Source organism: Sphingomonas sp. BL-S-28 (assembly GCF_055521515.1).
The window spans coordinates 39,895-56,142 of sequence record NZ_CM145483.1; the positions used below are offsets into that span (position 1 = coordinate 39,895).

Here is a 16,248-nt window from a genome sequence, read left to right on the forward strand (position 1 = left end):
GATGGCCATGCAATGGACTTCGATGGTGGCGATCTATGGCCTGTTCTGGGTCCTGAGCGCGTTCCTCGTAATGCCGTTCGGTTTGCGTACGCCAGATGAAGTGGACGGCTATCAGGTGGAGAAGGGACATGCGACCAGCGCGCCTGTGAACTTTCGCCCCAAGCTGATTGCAAAGCGCGCGACGATCCTCGGTGCCGTGCTGTTTTGCCTCTATTACGTGAACTATGCCGAGCAGTGGATCACGGTGGACGATCTGAATTTCTTCGGAAAGCCGCCGGTGCAAGATCTGGGATACTAAGCCGCCGAGGGTTAAAGAGGCGAGGGATTCCGGATCCCTCGCCTCTTTTCGTTTTCCGGTCAGCTGCGCAGGCGTTCAATGCCTTGCGCGAGCGCCACGTAGAGCTTGCCCATATCCGACGAGAGCAGCGTGACGCCCAAGGCATTGCCGTCTCGCGTGGAGAGTATCTGGCGCAGGATGGCTTCGAAATCGTGGATGTAGCGGCTGACATGCTCGCGAAACGCGTCGTCGCGCTCGAACAGTTGCTGGATTGATTTCACCTCGCCGGCGTCAAGCAGCGCCACGGCCCGCCGGGTGAAGATGCCACGATCGCCGCGCAGATAGGCGGCCCAGGACGTGTCGGAAACGTCGGTCGACAACGAGTTCGCAATGTCGATCGCGTTCGAATTGAGCGATTCGGTGATAAGTGCCACGCGCCGGGCGAAATCGTTGTCGACCTGCTCCTCAGCACGTTCGCGGGCGTGGGCGACGCGATTTTCCAGATTGCCCACCAGTTCGTCGACTTTGCCCAACTGGTCGCGCAACTGGATCGTCGCTTCACGGGTGGCGCCGGATGCGTGGGCCACGGCCTGATCGAGCTGACCGGTTACTTCGGCTACCCGCTGGCGCATCGCCTTGTCGATTGCCTGGGCGCTTTCCGAACCGAGCGATTCGGCCACGCGGCCGATGCGTTCGACACTGTCCGTCTCGATGGCATCGACGGCACCGGCAAGTGTGCCTTGAAGCGCCGCCACGGCGTCGCGCAACTCGCCTTGCGCCTTTCCGGCGGCGTCGCTCGTGGCGATCTCGATCGCCGATACGGATTGGCGCAATTCGTCCAGCAGCCTGGCGTGCGCCTGCCCGCTTTGGGCCAGATCTGCCTGGGCTTCGATCAGTTCGCTGGTCAACGCCTTGAGGCTGCTGCCCGTGCTTTCCACGGTGCCGGCAAGTTCCGCACTGTTGCCGTTCGAGGCGTGCAGGGCGTCCAGCAGCGTGGAAATGGCAGTTTGCAGGCGGTTGAGGCGGTCTTCCGACACGGCCAGCGACTCGGGCAGATCGTGATTGGCGTAGCGTGCGCTGCCCTGAATCAGTTCAAGCAGGCGCACGCTGGATTCGGTCAGGCGGTCCACCTCACCATCGGTGGCGGTCAGCGTGGCCCGGGCCGCGGTGAGGCGATCGGTCAGCGAGGTCAGGCTGGCAGCGAGCCGTGCTTCGACGCTCTCGCTGCTGGAAACGATGCCGTCGAGACGCGCCTGGTAACGGTCCAGCTCCGCAGTGATGGCGCCGGCGCGTTCGCCCAGCGTCGCGGCTTGCAGGCGATGGCGTTCCAGCCTTTCCGCAATGCCGCTGTCGAGATCGCCGAGCATGAGTTCGATCCGCGCAGCGGCAGATCGTTCGTACTCGGACTGGCGCGACTGTCGTTCCTCCATTTCGGAGGCGAAATGTTCGCGGCGAGCGGCGATAGTGCCGTCCATCTGCTCCGCGTCGGCCGCAATCGCTTCCAAGCAGGCGCGCAAGGCGCCGATGGCGACATCTTGCGTGCGGGCGATGCCGCGCGCGACTTCGCGCTGTTCGTCCTCGAGTTCTTCCAGCGCCTTGCGCCAGGCCTCGGCAGCGCGTCCTTCGCTGTCACGCAGGGCGCGCGATACCACGTCGCTTTCCTCACGCAGTGAGACCAGGCGGGCGCGCAGGGAGGTCAGGCTTTCCTCCTCATGCCGGTCAAGCTGTGCGCGGGTGTCGGCTATTTCGCTTTCGAGGGCGGCGGCGCGGGTGCGAATGCCGGCGAGGGCCTCCACTTCATGGCGGTCCAGATCCGTCCGGAATGCCTCACCACGCTCCGCCAGCGCTGCAAAGCGTTCGTCGGCGAGGCTACCCATCTGATCGCACCGGTTCGTGAATTCATCCAAGGCCGTGCCCACGGCTTCCCGCAGGCGCGAGACCTGCCGTTCGCTGGCCGAACCGAATTCGTTGAGGCGGTTGAAACCGTTGATCATGTCCTCAAGCTGGACATGCGCGGCGCGCCCGGCATTGCCGATATTGTTCGTAACGTCCTTCGCGGAACTGGCGATCACGGGAAGCTGGCTGCGCAGTTTCTCCATGTTGTCCAGCGCGGCCACGCTGACATTGCTGATGGAATCGATCCGGCCGCCATTGTCACGGATAAGATCCTGAAGGCGTTCGGCATTTTGAGAAAGGCGCTCCGTGGCGATCCGGCCGAGCGATTCCAGATCGCGGGACTGCGCGGCGACGAATTCACGCGCCAGGCTCAACTCGCGATTGACCGTGACCAAGCGCGCCTCAAGATTGGCGGATTCCCGTGAAAGGGTCTGCGCAATGCTCCCGAAACGTCTGGACTCGCGCGCGCTGTGACGCATGGCCAGCAGCCAGGCGAGGCCGATCAGCAGGAGGGGCACCGCCCATGTCGTCAACACGGCAGGCACGGCGCCGAGCGGCAGGGCCGCCAGCAGCGGCCATTGCGACCAGATGAAGAAACCGGTCCATCCGAATGCCATGGCCCCGGCAAGGGCGGGGGCGATCCAACCGGCGGCGCGGGGCGTTTCCTGGATTTCGACAGGCGTGAATGCCTGCTGCCATTCTTCCTGCGACGGCGCCATGATGCCGTTCCCGATCTCCGTCATGACCGGCTGCGATTCCGCGCCATTTTCGTCATGGTTCGCGCCGAACGCGATGATCCTGTTTTCCCCAGCCATGGCGGCAGGATACCATGTGCGCCGCGCCAATAAACCCCGCTTTAACCCTTCTCGGATTAAGCTGGGGAAATGGCATATGAAGCAGGCGCACTGGAAGCGACCCTGGCCGCTGCGGCCGGAGGAGACGCGGAACTCTTCGCCGAGCTGCGGGCATCCTATATCGAAAGCATAGCGAGGCAGGCAGATCTGCTGTCGCGATCGCGGTGCGACGGGAATTGGCACATGGCCGCCATGCGGCTGAAGGGCATCGCGGCCAGCTTCCACAGCGCACCCCTGCTGACTCTGGCCGAAGAGGCGCTGGACGCGGCGCCGGGCGATCCATCGATCGTCCGCCGTCTGAAATCCTATCTGGCAGAATTTTCCGACAGCTGATTGCAGGCCCGCGCTTGGCACCTGCCCATGCCATGTCTACATGGTCGGGGGCGCTGGAGGGTTTACAAGCTGCGTATCGCATTGCTCGCCATGACGGAGCCCGCCGCAGCGGGGCAGGCGGTTCCGCGCGCGTTTCTGCGCGTGGGTGGGGCAACGCTTGCCCGCCATCAACTGGGCCTGGCGCTGGCGATGGACTGCCAACGGGTCATCTGTATCGCGCGAGGAGCGTCGCCCGAACTCATCGCCTTGCAGCACGCGGCTGAGGATGCCGGGTTGCAATTCTACATTTCCACCGGATCCCGCCCGCTTTCCGGGCTGGTGACGGCGAACGACGAACTCGTCGTCGTCAGCGAGGGGCTTTTCGTCGATCCCGCTCGGGCGCCGGCGTTGTTCGACGGGGTCGCGCCGGCAGTGCTGGTGCAGCCGGTCGAGAACGCGCTGGCCGAAGGGTTCGAGCGTATCGATCTCAATCGTGCGGGTACCGGGCTGATGCAGATCCCCGGGCGCCTGATCGAGCAATTGCACGAGCTTCCAGCCGATTGCGATGTGCCCTCGGCGCTCATGCGGATCGCTCTGCAGTCCGGCGTGCAGATGCGCGAAATTCCGGCGGATCTGCGCACCGGCGCGAACTGGCGGCTGATCCGCTCCGATTCGGAGGCCTATGCGGTAGAGACCGAATGGCTACGCACCCGTTTCGGCGCGGGCGAACCGATGTCGCCCGGCCGGGCGCTGGCGCGGCAGGGCGTGATAATGTTCGGATCATCGCTGCTCCATGCAGGGAATGCCAGCAACGCATTGAGTGCGGCGGTGCTCGTCGTGCTGGCGATTGCCGGGGGTTTCGCGTGGTTCGGGGTGCTTTCCGTCGCCTTCCTGTTCACCGCGCTGGGCGCCGTGCTGATCGAGGCCAGCCGCCTTATCCGATCGGCGGAGCGGCAGGCGTTGGGGCAGCTGCCACCGGCCATTCCCCGCGCAAATGTGCTGGGTTGGCTGATCGATACGACATTCGGTCTGCTGATCCTTGCTGGAGTGACCCGGCTCTTCGGCGAAACCCTGCTCTCGTGGATGTTCCCGCCGGCGATGCTGATGATGTTGCTGGCGCTGGTGCCGCGCGTGGTGGCGGGGGCGGCGACGCGGTTGATGGGTGATCGTGCCGTGCTCGGCGTGGTACTGGCGCTGGCCGCCGGTTTCGGGCAGGTAGAGCCTGTGGTGGAAGTCCTGGCGATCGCCTTGGTCGTCCTCGGCATGGCTCTTCCGCTGCGCCGCAAAGGATAACCGAGGCTTAACCAAGTACGAGGTAGATGGGACGGATGATCGACAATGCTGTCCATCCGGCCGACGCTCAGACCGTGGAGGCCCTGTTGCGCGCAGAACTCGCGCGGGGTGATGCCCTCGCCGCGAGCGTGCAGCCGGTATTGCGGCATCTGCTGGCTGCGCAGGATGGCGCCTTGTTCAGTGACGAGGTGCTCGCCCGCGTGCGCGGGATGCTCGGCGATCTTGCGCGCGGCCTGCTGGAAACCGCTGCCGATCAAGCGGAACCGGTGCCGTGCGGCGAGGAGTGCGACGCGCTTGTTCGCGCGTTGATGGATCATCGGTCGCTGCTGGCCCATGTCCATGCACTGGCATTGGAATGGCATTGGACCGACCGGTTGCAGGGGCGTCTTGCGCTGGATCCGGTCGTTTCTCCGTTGGTGCAGTCGCTCGTCTCGTCCGAGCACGAGGCGACGCAATCGCTGGCGATGACCTGGCTGGCATCGCAGGCGCGGTGGTGCCAGATGCAGCGCCGCATGGGGCTGCCCTTTACCGAATTGCCGGGTGAACTGCTCTACGGCGCGCTTCAGGCGATGCGGGCAGCCCTTTCCGGCACGCCGGGCGCTGCTGTGCGAATCGCCGCGGCGGAAGCAGCCGTGCGGGCGCGCTACGAAGAAGCGACAAGCCGCCTTGGACTTGCCGCCCGACTGGTCATGGCGCTCGGCACCAGCGGAGGTACCGCCCTGATGGTCGGCTATGGCGGGTTGGCGCTGTTCCTCTCCGCTCTGGCGCAGCGGTCCGGCGTGGGACGTGACGATCTGGCGCTGTCCACACATCAGGCTCAGGCGACTCGCCTGGCGCTCGCCTTGCGAGCAGCGGGCCTGGCGCCTGATGAAGTGAAGCGGCAGATGGTGGTCTTCCACCCGGCACATGCTCTTCCCGAATCGTTCGAGCAGATTGGCGCGGACGCAGCAGCGTCCATCCTGGCGACCGGGGGGCTGGGCGGCTGATGCTGGCGGTCGGCAACATCGTGGCGCGGGCCGAATGCGACGGGCAGGATTGCCTGTCGCGTGCCGATGAGCCGCTTGCCGGCTTGCAGGAGCGTTGCGGCGGCACCGTTCCCGGTGCGGTTGCCATTCCGGATTTGCTCGATCTGATCCGCAAGGCGCGTGGGTACGGCTTCCGCCTGGCGCGTGCGATCACCGCTTTCGACGGGGCCGAATTCGTTACCGCGTGGGTGGAAGTGCAGCCGCTTTACGGCGAGGAAGCCGACGGCGAGGCGGGGTGTTGCGAGATTGTGGTCCGCAACTGGCAGGCAACGCCGGTTCCGGTAGAAGACACCGCCTCTACCGATTTGCGCCGAACGATGATCGATCGGCATCTCGCAGAACTGACGGCACGGCTTGACGGTGCCCAGCGGGTGCTTTCGGTCGAGAGTGAGAGTTCGGAGCTGGCTGAGGTGGCAGCGGCGATGGCAGCCGGACGCGGCCGCCCATGGACGGAATTCCTGCCCCCCGACAATGTCACGCACAAGCAACCGCTCCATTGGCGCCTCCTGGACGGGGTATCCGTGTGTGTCGCCGGATCGCAACGGCCCTGGCGGGTGGCGCTGGTGCCGCAATTCCAGCCCGGCTTTGATCCGACCGGTTTCGAACTTCTCCTGGTTTCGGATGCGCCGGCGGCGATGTCGGCAACCCGGCCCAGTGCGGAACCGCTTACGCAGCCCGGACTGGTGGGGCAGGATCTGGCGCCGGTGCTGCGCCAGCCGATTGCCCGGATTATCGCCAACGCCGAAACGATTCGCACACGCCTGGCCGGCCCGCTTCCCGATGCCTATGCCGAATATGCCGGCGAAATTGCCGGCGCGGGAAAGCTGTTGCTGGCCTTGCTGGAAGACCTTGCCGACCTCGAAGTCGTCGAATCGGACAATTTCAGCACCGTCTCCGACCATCTGGACCTTTCCGACGTCGCCCGGCAGGCGGCCGGCATCCTCAACGTCCGGGCGCGTGAAAAAGGCATCAGTATCGAAGTCCCGCACCCAGCGGAGACACTTCCCGCAGTCGCGGAATTCCGGCGCGTGCTGCAGATCCTGCTCAACCTGATCGGCAATGCGATTCGCTATTCGCCTGAAGGCTCGCAGATCTGGGTGAGGCTGGAGTCCGCGGGCGGACGTGCCTTTGTAACCGTCGCGGATCAGGGCGCCGGCATAGCGCTTGCGGATCAGGACCGGGTGTTCGAGAAGTTCGAACGCCTCGGCCGTAGCGGCGACGGGGGCTCCGGCCTGGGGCTCTACATCTCGCGTCAGCTTGCCCGGGCGATGGGCGGCGACATTTCTGTCGAGAGCGCGCCGGGGCAAGGCGCCCGGTTCCTGCTCCAATTGCCGAGCGACTACGAGACCTGACCGCTTTTCAGGTCATTCGCCGACAATTCGGCCTATGTTCTTGATGTGCGGTGGATGCCGGCCGGAGCGCGCCTAGAGATGATTGCCGCTGCGCCCGTTATTGTTCCGACAGGCCAGCCATAACAGGATAACGCCGACGCAGGCCATAACGGCACCGCGAACGGCCCATCCGCGATCGTCGATCATGAAACTGTTTGCCGGCCAGAGTACCAGGCCGGTTCCCTGGCCAACCCACAGCGCGCCGAGCGCGATGGCTAGCAATCCGATGACGAAGGCAAGAATTCGCAAGAACAGCATCTTAATGCCCCTGTTTCGGCCCAGTGGCAGGATAATGACAACTTGCGGCCAATTTGTGGCTTGCGCAACCTTATCCGCAATTATCCGTGAAAATGCAAAAAGGCCCCCGCTTTCGCGAGGGCCTTTGAGAGCGTTGCCGCGCCGAAGCGCAGGCAATACCGTAAATGCTGGGATCAGCGCTGTGCCATCGGCACGTAGTCGCGCTGCGTCGGGCCGGTGTAGAGCTGACGCGGACGACCGATCTTCTGGCCGGGATCCGAGATCATTTCGTTCCATTGCGCCACCCAGCCCACGGTGCGGGCAAGAGCGAAGAGCGCGGTGAACATCGTGGTCGGGAAGCCGATGGCCGAGAGGATGATACCCGAATAGAAGTCGACGTTCGGGAACAGCTTCTTCTCGGCGAAGTACGGATCGCTGAGCGCGATTTCCTCGAGGCGCAGAGCGGTCTCGAACAGCGGATCGTCGACCTTCAGCGCGTCGAATACTTCGCGGACGGTCTTCTGCATGACCGTGGCGCGCGGATCGTAGTTCTTGTAGACGCGGTGGCCGAAGCCCATCAGGCGGAACGGATCGTTCTTGTCCTTCGCGCGGTCGATGTAGTGCTGGATCTTGTCCGGCGTGCCGATTTCCTTGAGCATGTTGAGCGCGGCTTCGTTCGCGCCGCCGTGGGCAGGGCCCCAGAGGCAGGCGATGCCGGCGGCGATGCACGCGAACGGATTGGCACCCGACGAACCGGCAAGGCGCACGGTCGAGGTCGAAGCGTTCTGCTCGTGGTCGGCGTGGAGGATGAAGATGCGGTCCATCGCCTTTTCGACGGCGGGGATCACTTCATATTCTTCCGCCGGCACGCCGAAGGTCATGCGCAGGAAGTTGCCGGTGTAGCTCAGCTTGTTGTCCGGGTAGAGGAAGGGCTGGCCAACCGAGTACTTGTACGCCGCAGCGGCGATCGTCGGCATCTTGGCGATCAGACGGTGCGAGCTGATCTTGCGGTGCTCGGGATCCGAGATGTCGGTCGAGTCGTGGTAGAACGCCGAAAGGGCGCCGACCACGCCGCACATGATCGCCATCGGGTGGGCGTCACGGCGGAAGCCGCGGTAGAACGTCGCCAGCTGCTCGTGGAGCATGGTGTGGCGCGTGATGGTGTTGGTGAAGGTGTCCAGTTCCTCCGCGTTCGGCAGTTCGCCGTTCAGCAGGAGATGGCACACTTCCATGAACGAGGAGTGCTCGGCCAGCTGGCCGATCGGATAGCCGCGGTGCAGAAGGACGCCCTCGTCACCGTCGATATAGGTGAGCGCGCTCTCGCAGCTGGCCGTCGACGTGAAGCCGGGGTCGTACGTGAACTTGCCCGTCTGGGCGTAGAGCTTCCGGATATCGATCACATCCGGGCCGACACTGCCCTTGAGCACGGGATAATCGAATTCCGTGCCACCAGCATTCAGTTTGACCTGATCACCCACCAGTTCTTACTCCTTATATGTGCGACCCGGTCGTGGCGTCCGCCTGCGCGCCAATGCGTGCGAGGCTTTCGTCCCGGCCGAGCAGAACCAATACGTCGAAAATACCCGGAGAGGTCGTCTGACCAGTCAGGGCGGCGCGCAGCGGCTGCGCGAGCTTGCCGAGGCCCAATCCCAGCTCCTCGGCCATTGCCTTCAGTTGCGCTTCCAGTGCCTCCAGGGCCCATTCGGGCTCTCCGGAAAGGCGCTCATGGATCGCCGCAAGGCGCGAACGCCCTTCGTCGGTCAGGAGTGCCTGCGCCTTCTCGCTCATGGCGAGGGGGCGCTGGGCGAACAGGAAGGCGGCGCCTTCGGCAAGTTCGTTGAGGTCCTTTGCGCGGACCTTCAGGACAGGCATGGCCCGCGTCAGCAGGGTCATGTCGGGATCGGTGAATCCGGCCGCTTCAAGGCGCGGCTGAACGAGGCCGGCAAGCCGGGTGTCGTCCGCTTCGCGCAGATAGTGGCCGTTGAGGTTCTGCAGCTTGGCGATGTCGAAGCGCGAGGGGGACTTGCCGACATCGGCCATGTCGAACCATTCGACGGCCTGGTCGCGGCTGATGAATTCCTCGTCGCCGTGGCCCCAGCCGAGGCGCAGCAGATAATTGAACAGCGCTTCGGGCAGGATGCCCATCTCGTCGCGATACGAATCGACGCCGAGCGCGCCGTGGCGCTTGGACAGCTTGGCGCCGTCCGAGCCGTGGATCAGCGGCACGTGGCCGTAGACCGGCACGTCCCAACCCATGCCGTGGATGATCACCAGCTGGCGGAAGGCATTGTTGAGATGATCGTCGCCGCGCAGGACGTGGGTGACGCCCATGTCGTTATCGTCGACCACGACGGCCAGCATGTACGTGGGGGTGCCGTCCGAACGCAGGATGACGAAATCGTCGATCTCCTCGTTCTTCACGGTGACCTCGCCCTGGACCAGATCCTGAATGGTGGTCTCGCCCTCACGCGGGGCTTTCACGCGAACAACGTAAGAACGGTCCGCAGGCCAGGTGGAGGGATCGGCATCGCGCCATTCGCTGTCGATGCGGAACGGGCGGCGTTCTTCCTGCGCCTTCTGGCGGCGCTCGGCCAGTTCCTCGGGCGTGAGATAGCAGCGATAGGCGTGGCCGTTGGCGATCAGTTCGGCGGCGACTTCGGCGTGGCGGTCCGAGCGTGCGAACTGGAACACTGCCGGTTCGTCACCGCCAAGGCCCAGCCAGTTCAGACCGTCGAAGATAGCCTCGATAGCGGGCTCGGTCGAGCGGGCGCGGTCGGTGTCCTCGATGCGGAGGAGGTACTTGCCGCCGAAGTGGCGGGCGTAGAGCCAGTTGAACAGCGCCGTGCGCGCGCCGCCAATATGGAGAAAACCCGTGGGCGAGGGGGCAAAGCGCGTGACGACGGTCTTTCCGCCCGTCTGTCCGCTCGATGCGCTGCCGCTTGCCATTGTCCTTACCTTCCGTCCTTATGTCGATCATGGGCAGTCAGGCCGCCATGATCGATGATCCCGATGTTCCGGCCCTCGCCGGAGCCGCTGCATTGCAGCATCGCCCATGGATCAGCCAGAGCCACATGTCGAGCAGTTTGGCTGGTGTCGAGTGTTTTCTTTCGAACTGCACTTTCGACCGCGGACCATGGCTTGCAGTGGGGTTCGGGGCCGGAATTTCGGCGTGGTTTACCATGCCAGACGCCTACTGGTGGATTGCGTTTTGCGCAATTTGTGCGAGCGGCGCAATCGGACTCGGCGTCTGGCGGCACGGTCGGGACAATTTTCCGCTGCTACGTCTCGCCGGAATGTCGTTCATGATCGTCCTGGCGCTTGGTTGTCTGGCCGCCTGGGGGAGATCGACGGTGATCGGGACGCCCCCGATTCCCCGGCGCTTGACCGGTACGTTCGAAGGTCGCGTGCTCGCGATCGAGGAAATGCCGGCGTTCGGTCAGAACCGTCTGCTGCTGGCAATGCGGGAGCCTGGTACGGGCCGGGCGATCAAGGTGCGGCTGAGCCTGCCCCATGATTTGGGCGTGATGGGCGCGGGTCAGGCACCCGAGACGGGCGCCCTGATCCGGTTTCGGGGAAGGCTGGTCCCTCCGGCGGCGCCGATGCTGCCGGGAAGCTATGATTTTGCGCGCGCTGCCTGGTTTGCAGGGCTTTCAGCGTCCGGACGGGCGCTGGCACCCGTTGAAATCCTGGAGGCGGGGAACGGCACCGATGTCTTCGCGGCATGGCGGGCCGATCTCTCCGGACATATCCGGTCTCAGCTTGAGGGCAGCAAGGCCGGGATTGCCATAGCCTTCGCAACGGGAGATATGGGCGCAATCGCCGCGGATGACGCGCAGGCGATGCGCGACGCGGGATTGGCGCACCTGCTTTCCATCAGCGGGCTTCACGTCAGCGCCGTGATCGGCGCAGTCTATTTTCTTGCCATTCGCTTGCTGGCGCTTTCCCCCACGATCGCACTGCGATGGCGCCTGCCGGTGGTGGCCGCGGCCTTGGGTGGTCTGGCGGGGATCGGCTATACCCTGTTGACGGGATCGCAGGTGCCCACCGTCCGCTCTTGCGCGGGCGCCCTGCTGGTGCTGGGCGCGATGTTGCTGGGGCGTGAAGCGTTGTCGGTCCGAATGCTGGCGACCGGGGCGTTTCTCGTCATGGTGTTATGGCCTGAGGCCATTGTCGGTCCCAGTTTTCAGATGAGTTTTGCGGCGGTGCTTACATTGATCGCGGTGGCGAAGGCAGCGCCGGTGCGTCGTTGGATGGCGCCACGCGATGAAAGCGTGCCGATGCGAGTCCTGAGGTCGGCAGCGCTGATGCTGGTGACCGGTGTCGCGATCGACCTGGTTCTGATGCCGATTGCCCTTTATCATTTCCACCGTGCAGGCGTTTTTGGCGCGCTGGCCAATCTCGTGGCCATTCCGCTGACGACTTTCGCCGTCATGCCCCTTGTGGCCATTGCGCTCCTTCTCGACGTCGTCGGTCTTGGAGCGCCGGTATGGTGGCTTGCGGGCCACGCCATTGCGCTCCTTCTCGAACTTGCCCATGTCGTTGCGGATCTTCCCGGCGCGGTTCGCCTCCTTCCGGTGATGGGAGCGGGGCATTTTCTCCTTTTCGTCATAGGCGGTTTGTGGCTGGCCTTGTGGTCGGGGAAGGTGCGCTTTCTCGGTCTCGTTCCGGCGTTTGCGGGTGTCGCCGGATTGGCGCTGATCGTTCCTCCCGACATTCTGGTGAGTGGTGACGGCCATTATATCGGCATGGCGGTGGGGGATGGGCGACCGGCTATCCTGCGCGAGAGCAGGAGCGGCTATGCGCTGGACAATATGTTGGAAGTTGCCGGGCAGCGCGAACTGCCGCTCGCGCTGCCCGGACAGCATGAGGTCCGATGCAATGACGACTTTTGCGCGACCGCCTTCTGGCGAGGCGAGAGGATGTGGCATGTTCTGATCGCACGCAGCGATGCTTATGTGCCGATCCCTTCGCTGGCACGCGCCTGTGGCCGCGTGGATATCGTCATCGCAGATCGCTCGCTGCCGCAAAGCTGCAAGCCGCGATGGCTGAAAATCGATCGTCCCATGCTGAAGCAAACGGGCGGGATCGTCATAGATTTGAAAGGTCAGGCGCTGCGAACGGTGGCCCAAAGCCATGGCAGCCATGGCTGGTGAGATATTTGGAGGGGTTGATCCAACTGCCTCGGATCAACCCCTCCAACTCCCGTATGTCCCGTTTTCCGAACCATCCGGTGTTTTCACCCGATTGGAAAACACCCCAAGAATGCCGCGAGCCTGTGCGGCGATGCCAGTCCGGCGATCGGGTCCGTACCCCTTGTCAGTGATAGCGGCGCAAAATGCCTGCGAGCTTGCCCTGAACCTGCACTTCCCCGGCGCCGTAAATCTGGGGCTCGTATGCGGCGTTCGCCGGATCGAGCCGAACCTTTGGCCCTTCGCGGCGGAGATACTTGAGGGTGGCTTCCTCACCGCGGATGAGGGCCACCACGATTTCCCCATCGCGCGCCGTATCGGTGCGCTTAACAAGCGCCAGGTCGCCATCGAGAATACCGGCCTCGATCATCGAATCACCAGAAACCTCAAGCGCATAGTGATCCCCCGAACCCAGTAGGGCTGCCGGCACCGGCAGCATCGCCTGACCTTCGATTGCCTCGATCGGAACGCCGGCGGCGATGCGGCCGTGTAGCGGTATCTCGATTACGTCGTTGGCCGGTTCCGGAGCCCGTGGAGCCGTGCGCAGAGCAGCGGGCGCTTCTCGCGGTGTCGCAGGCGTAGTGGCGGCAGCAGGGCCCTTATTGGTCACATCGTCAGGCTGGCGAAGCACTTCAAGGGCGCGGGCCCGATTGGGGAGACGACGGATAAAGCCGCGTTCCTCCAGCGCCGAAATCAGCCGGTGAACGCCCGACTTCGATTTGAGGTCCAGCGCATCCTTCATTTCTTCGAAGCTGGGCGAGACCCCGCTCTCTTCAAGGCGCACCTGAATGAACCGGAGCAATTCGTGCTGCTTGCGCGTCAACATCTGGCTGCCTCACCTGCTTCGCCGAGATTGGCGGTCTGTTCCCTTCACGAAGAACACATGGAGGTTCGTTCGCGAACAATGAGGGAACAATTAAGCAACGAATCCGGTAACGTCAAGCAATACCGCCATTCTGGAGCAAGTACACCCAAACCGTATCCCCGCGATTGGCAGCGGGGGCGTTGGCGGGGCGATCGATAAGAACATTGCTTGTGGCCAGAGAGACCAAGGCGCTGCTGTCCTGCACGCTATGGGCGCTGACGGCTTCGCCATCCCAAAGGCCGCGCACGAATTCGCGTCGATCGCCGCTGGGCGGCAAGGCGTCGGCCAAACGGGCCAGCAACGGCATCGGTGCAGGCCTGCGGGCGCCGAGCAACGCGCGAAGAGCCGGCAACATGAAGTGGTATGCGGTTACGAGGCTGGAGACCGGATTCCCCGGCAATCCGATCACGATCTGCGCGCGCTGGCCACGCGCTTTTCGCGTCACCAGCAATGGCTTGCCGGGCCGGATTGCCACGCGCCAGAAATCCAGATCGGCACCCCATGCTTCGAGTGCGGGACGGACGAGATCATGATCGCCAACGGAAACGCCGCCGCTGGTAACGATGACATCCGCGTCGCCGGCCGATTCGAAGGCGTGGATCAGGGCATCGAGATCGTCGCCCACCGGGCCGATTCTGTCGACCGAGACCGGAAGGCTCTGCCCCATCGCGGCGAGCATGGCACCGTTGCTGGCGGGTATCTGATGCGGTTCGCAGCATTCCGGATCCACGGCCAGTTCGTCCCCGCTGTCTATCACGACAAGGCGCGGTATCCTTCGAACCGGCAAGTGCTTGTGCCCCGCCGCGATTGCGAGTGCGGCCTGGGCTGCGCCGATACGGGTTCCGGATGGCAGGATTTCCCGCCCCTCGGGGAAGTCCATACCCTGCCGGCGAATATGTTTGTGCGGCGGGGTGGGGCCTTCGCCGGTCAAGGTGACGCGATGCTGATCGCGCGTGACATCTTCTTGAAGGATGACTCCTCCTGCGCCGGCAGGGATCAGGGCGCCGGTCGAAATGCGAATGGCCTGCCCCGGCGTGACGGCGGCTTCGTAAGGATGCCCCGCGGCACTTTCGCCCACGACATGCCAGGGCCCGGCGGTATCGCCTTCCGCAACCGCGTAGCCATCCATTGCCGAAATGTCGCGCGCGGGCTGAGTCCTCCGGGCAACCAAGGGTTCGGCCAGATAGCGGCCGAGGGCGCTGGGCACATCGACGCGCTCGACCGGCGTGGGCTCGACAAGCTGCAGCAGGCGGTCCTGGGCATCTTCCAGCGAGAGCATGGGCTGCCGGGCCATCAGATCGCGCCTGCCGCGATCCACACGCCGGACTTGCCGCCGCGCTTTTCGATCAGCCGTATCGCGCCGATCACCATGCCTTTGTCGAGTGCCTTGGCCATGTCGTAGATCGTCAGGAGGGCAATGGAAGCTGCCGTCATTGCCTCCATTTCGACGCCGGTCTTGCCTGTGAGCGAGGCCGTGGCGATCGCGCGGATGCCGTCTTCCTCGAAACGGAAGTCGACGTTGACCGCGTCGAGCGGCAGCGGATGGCACATCGGAATCAGGTCGGAGGTCTTCTTTGCCGCCATGATCCCCGCAATCCGGGCCGTTCCCAGCACATCGCCCTTGGGCGCATTGCCGGCGCGGATCGCGTCGAGCGCCTCCCGCGTCATGGTGATGAGTCCGGATGCGATGGCGAGGCGTTGGGTATCCGGCTTGGCGCTGACATCCACCATGCGGGCGGTGCCATCCGAATCGATGTGGGTGAGGCTCTTGGTCATTTCGGGCGGCTCATGTGCGTTGCAAGGTGACAGGTCGGTTGACACAGTTGACACGGTTCTGAAGTGAAATAGCGGAAGGCACCGAACTGGCGAATTTTTGCGCTTTCAACGAAAAACGGGCGACTGGTCATGGCGTTGCGATGGCAGATTTCGTCACAGTAGGACAGGAACCGCAAGGCGAATTCCGCAAGATCGGTCAGGCAGGCCGGATTCCTTCGTGCCAATACGGTGGCCATGACGCAAACCCCGAAATCACCTGGACTATTCCAGCGGCGCTATCTGGAACGGATGGCGCAGGTGGTGGAGCGGATCGAGGCTGAGCCGGACGCCGCGCTCGACCTCGAAACGATCGCGGCCTGGGCGGGGTTTTCGCCGTTCCACTTCCATCGACAGTTTCGGGCGGTGTGCGGGATGCCGCTTCAGCGCTTCGTGCAGCTTTCGCGGCTACACCGGGCCGGAATGCAACTTGCCTTCAAGCCCGGCACGCGAGTGATCGATGCGGCGCTGGATGCCGGGTACGAGACGCCCGAAGCCTTCGCGCGGGCATTCCGTGCGCGGCTTGGCCAAACGCCATCGGCGTTTCGGTCCGCGCCGGACTGGTCGGCATGGGAAACGGTGAGTGCGTCACTTCAGGCAGCAAGGAGCAGAGCGGTGAATGACGTCATGACGGCACAAGTCGAAATCCGGGAATTCGCACCCATTCGGGTAGCGGTGATGGAGCATCGCGGCGATCCTGCGCTGATCGGGGATAGCATTCGCCGCTTTATCGATTGGCGGCGAGATGCCGGATTCACGCCGGAGAAAAGCCGCACGTTCAATGTATTCCCAACCGATCCACGCACATCACCTGAAGACGATCACCGAGTATGGCTGTGCGCATCCGTGCCGCCATGGTTTGTTGGCGACGATAAGGTCAGGATCGAGGAAATCCCCGGCGGGCGCTGCGCGGTTCTGGCCGTGACAGGCCCGGCGATGGATCTGGAAGGACCCGCGCTGCATCTCTATCGCGATTGGCTGCCCGGCAGCGGCGAGGCCCTGCGCGACTTTCCGCTCTTTTGCGAGCGGGTGCGCCTCTATCCGCAGGTGTCTGCGGCAGAGGCGCTAACCGAATTGATGTTGCCGCTGGCCTGAAG

The 16,248-nt window shown here is 64.1% G+C and carries 15 protein-coding genes; 7 read left to right on the forward strand and 8 right to left on the reverse strand.

The window, feature by feature from the left end:
• Nucleotides 1-7 precede the first annotated feature (7 nt).
• Nucleotides 8-298 (forward strand): DUF1467 family protein, encoded by a 291-nt coding sequence (locus ACZ1JC_RS00225; protein ID WP_465140257.1) that lies wholly within the window; start codon nt 8-10, stop codon nt 296-298.
• Nucleotides 299-357: 59 nt separating this feature from the next.
• Here ACZ1JC_RS00225 and ACZ1JC_RS00230 read toward each other — a convergent pair whose 3' ends face one another.
• Nucleotides 358-2,988, reverse strand: coding sequence for a coiled-coil domain-containing protein (locus ACZ1JC_RS00230; protein WP_465139913.1), 2,631 nt, complete (start codon nt 2,986-2,988; stop codon nt 358-360).
• A gap of 69 nt (nt 2,989-3,057) precedes the next feature.
• Between ACZ1JC_RS00230 and ACZ1JC_RS00235 the strand changes: the two genes are divergently transcribed.
• From ACZ1JC_RS00235 to ACZ1JC_RS00250, 4 genes are all read left to right on the forward strand, one after another.
• Nucleotides 3,058-3,360 (forward strand): Hpt domain-containing protein, encoded by a 303-nt coding sequence (locus tag ACZ1JC_RS00235; protein WP_465139912.1) that lies wholly within the window; start codon nt 3,058-3,060, stop codon nt 3,358-3,360.
• A 90-nt stretch (nt 3,361-3,450) separates the two neighbouring features.
• The gene (locus tag ACZ1JC_RS00240) at nt 3,451-4,632 is read left to right on the forward strand and encodes a hypothetical protein (protein WP_465139911.1); all 1,182 of its coding nucleotides are present in this window, start codon (nt 3,451-3,453) and stop codon (nt 4,630-4,632) included.
• 35 nt (nt 4,633-4,667) lie between these two features.
• Nucleotides 4,668-5,618: a hypothetical protein gene (locus ACZ1JC_RS00245; RefSeq protein ID WP_465139910.1), complete on the forward strand. Its 951-nt coding sequence runs from the start codon at nt 4,668-4,670 to the stop codon at nt 5,616-5,618.
• Nucleotides 5,618-7,009, forward strand: a complete 1,392-nt coding sequence (locus ACZ1JC_RS00250; protein ID WP_465139909.1) for a sensor histidine kinase — start codon at nt 5,618-5,620, stop codon at nt 7,007-7,009. Before ACZ1JC_RS00245 ends, ACZ1JC_RS00250 begins: the two co-directional genes overlap by 1 nt.
• Nucleotides 7,010-7,081: 72 nt before the next feature.
• On the opposite strand, the gene ACZ1JC_RS00255 is transcribed toward ACZ1JC_RS00250, so the two are convergent.
• The 3 genes from ACZ1JC_RS00255 to gltX all read right to left on the reverse strand — a co-directional run bounded on the left by ACZ1JC_RS00255 (nt 7,082) and on the right by gltX (nt 10,231).
• The gene (locus ACZ1JC_RS00255) at nt 7,082-7,306 is read right to left on the reverse strand and encodes a hypothetical protein (RefSeq protein WP_465139908.1); all 225 of its coding nucleotides are present in this window, start codon (nt 7,304-7,306) and stop codon (nt 7,082-7,084) included.
• A gap of 173 nt (nt 7,307-7,479) precedes the next feature.
• A complete protein-coding gene (locus ACZ1JC_RS00260) occupies nt 7,480-8,763 on the reverse strand; it encodes a citrate synthase (RefSeq protein WP_465139907.1) in 1,284 nt (427 codons plus the stop codon).
• Between the two features lie 13 nt (nt 8,764-8,776).
• Nucleotides 8,777-10,231 (reverse strand): glutamate--tRNA ligase, encoded by a 1,455-nt coding sequence (gene gltX / locus ACZ1JC_RS00265; protein WP_465139906.1) that lies wholly within the window; start codon nt 10,229-10,231, stop codon nt 8,777-8,779.
• A 47-nt stretch (nt 10,232-10,278) separates the two neighbouring features.
• On the opposite strand from gltX, the gene ACZ1JC_RS00270 reads away from it, so the two are divergent.
• Complete coding sequence (locus tag ACZ1JC_RS00270; RefSeq protein WP_465139905.1) at nt 10,279-12,438, forward strand: ComEC/Rec2 family competence protein; 2,160 nt, start codon at nt 10,279-10,281, stop codon at nt 12,436-12,438.
• A 163-nt stretch (nt 12,439-12,601) separates the two neighbouring features.
• Here ACZ1JC_RS00270 and lexA read toward each other — a convergent pair whose 3' ends face one another.
• From lexA to ACZ1JC_RS00290, 4 genes are all read right to left on the reverse strand, one after another.
• A complete protein-coding gene (gene lexA, locus ACZ1JC_RS00275; protein ID WP_465139904.1) occupies nt 12,602-13,300 on the reverse strand; it encodes a transcriptional repressor LexA in 699 nt (232 codons plus the stop codon).
• A 112-nt stretch (nt 13,301-13,412) separates the two neighbouring features.
• A complete protein-coding gene (locus ACZ1JC_RS00280) occupies nt 13,413-14,633 on the reverse strand; it encodes a molybdopterin molybdotransferase MoeA (RefSeq protein ID WP_465139903.1) in 1,221 nt (406 codons plus the stop codon).
• The gene (gene moaC, locus ACZ1JC_RS00285; protein ID WP_465139902.1) at nt 14,633-15,115 is read right to left on the reverse strand and encodes a cyclic pyranopterin monophosphate synthase MoaC; all 483 of its coding nucleotides are present in this window, start codon (nt 15,113-15,115) and stop codon (nt 14,633-14,635) included. Before moaC ends, ACZ1JC_RS00280 begins: the two co-directional genes overlap by 1 nt.
• Nucleotides 15,112-15,351 carry a hypothetical protein gene (locus ACZ1JC_RS00290; RefSeq protein ID WP_465139901.1) on the reverse strand — a complete coding sequence of 80 codons (240 nt, stop codon included), beginning with the start codon at nt 15,349-15,351 and terminating at the stop codon, nt 15,112-15,114. The genes moaC and ACZ1JC_RS00290 overlap by 4 nt, the downstream gene beginning before the upstream one ends.
• Before the next feature lie 52 nt (nt 15,352-15,403).
• Here ACZ1JC_RS00290 and ACZ1JC_RS00295 point away from each other — a divergent pair, with 52 nt between their 5' ends.
• Complete coding sequence (locus ACZ1JC_RS00295) at nt 15,404-16,246, forward strand: AraC family transcriptional regulator (protein WP_465139900.1); 843 nt, start codon at nt 15,404-15,406, stop codon at nt 16,244-16,246.
• Nucleotides 16,247-16,248 lie beyond the last annotated feature (2 nt).

Excerpts from the sequence above, each read along its gene's own strand:
- ACZ1JC_RS00225 (WP_465140257.1), top strand. The coding sequence starts at position 8 with ATGCAATGGACTTCGATGGTGGCGATCTATGGCCTGTTCTGGGTCCTG.
- ACZ1JC_RS00230 (WP_465139913.1), bottom strand. The coding sequence starts at position 2,988 with ATGGCTGGGGAAAACAGGATCATCGCGTTCGGCGCGAACCATGACGAA.
- ACZ1JC_RS00235 (WP_465139912.1), top strand. The coding sequence starts at position 3,058 with ATGGCATATGAAGCAGGCGCACTGGAAGCGACCCTGGCCGCTGCGGCC.
- ACZ1JC_RS00240 (WP_465139911.1), top strand. The coding sequence starts at position 3,451 with ATGACGGAGCCCGCCGCAGCGGGGCAGGCGGTTCCGCGCGCGTTTCTG.
- ACZ1JC_RS00245 (WP_465139910.1), top strand. The coding sequence starts at position 4,668 with ATGATCGACAATGCTGTCCATCCGGCCGACGCTCAGACCGTGGAGGCC.
- ACZ1JC_RS00250 (WP_465139909.1), top strand. The coding sequence starts at position 5,618 with ATGCTGGCGGTCGGCAACATCGTGGCGCGGGCCGAATGCGACGGGCAG.
- ACZ1JC_RS00255 (WP_465139908.1), bottom strand. The coding sequence starts at position 7,306 with ATGCTGTTCTTGCGAATTCTTGCCTTCGTCATCGGATTGCTAGCCATC.
- gltX (WP_465139906.1), bottom strand. The coding sequence starts at position 10,231 with ATGGCAAGCGGCAGCGCATCGAGCGGACAGACGGGCGGAAAGACCGTC.
- ACZ1JC_RS00270 (WP_465139905.1), top strand. The coding sequence starts at position 10,279 with ATGATCGATGATCCCGATGTTCCGGCCCTCGCCGGAGCCGCTGCATTG.
- lexA (WP_465139904.1), bottom strand. The coding sequence starts at position 13,300 with ATGTTGACGCGCAAGCAGCACGAATTGCTCCGGTTCATTCAGGTGCGC.
- ACZ1JC_RS00280 (WP_465139903.1), bottom strand. The coding sequence starts at position 14,633 with ATGGCCCGGCAGCCCATGCTCTCGCTGGAAGATGCCCAGGACCGCCTG.
- moaC (WP_465139902.1), bottom strand. The coding sequence starts at position 15,115 with ATGACCAAGAGCCTCACCCACATCGATTCGGATGGCACCGCCCGCATG.
- ACZ1JC_RS00290 (WP_465139901.1), bottom strand. The coding sequence starts at position 15,351 with ATGGCCACCGTATTGGCACGAAGGAATCCGGCCTGCCTGACCGATCTT.
- ACZ1JC_RS00295 (WP_465139900.1), top strand. The coding sequence starts at position 15,404 with ATGGCGCAGGTGGTGGAGCGGATCGAGGCTGAGCCGGACGCCGCGCTC.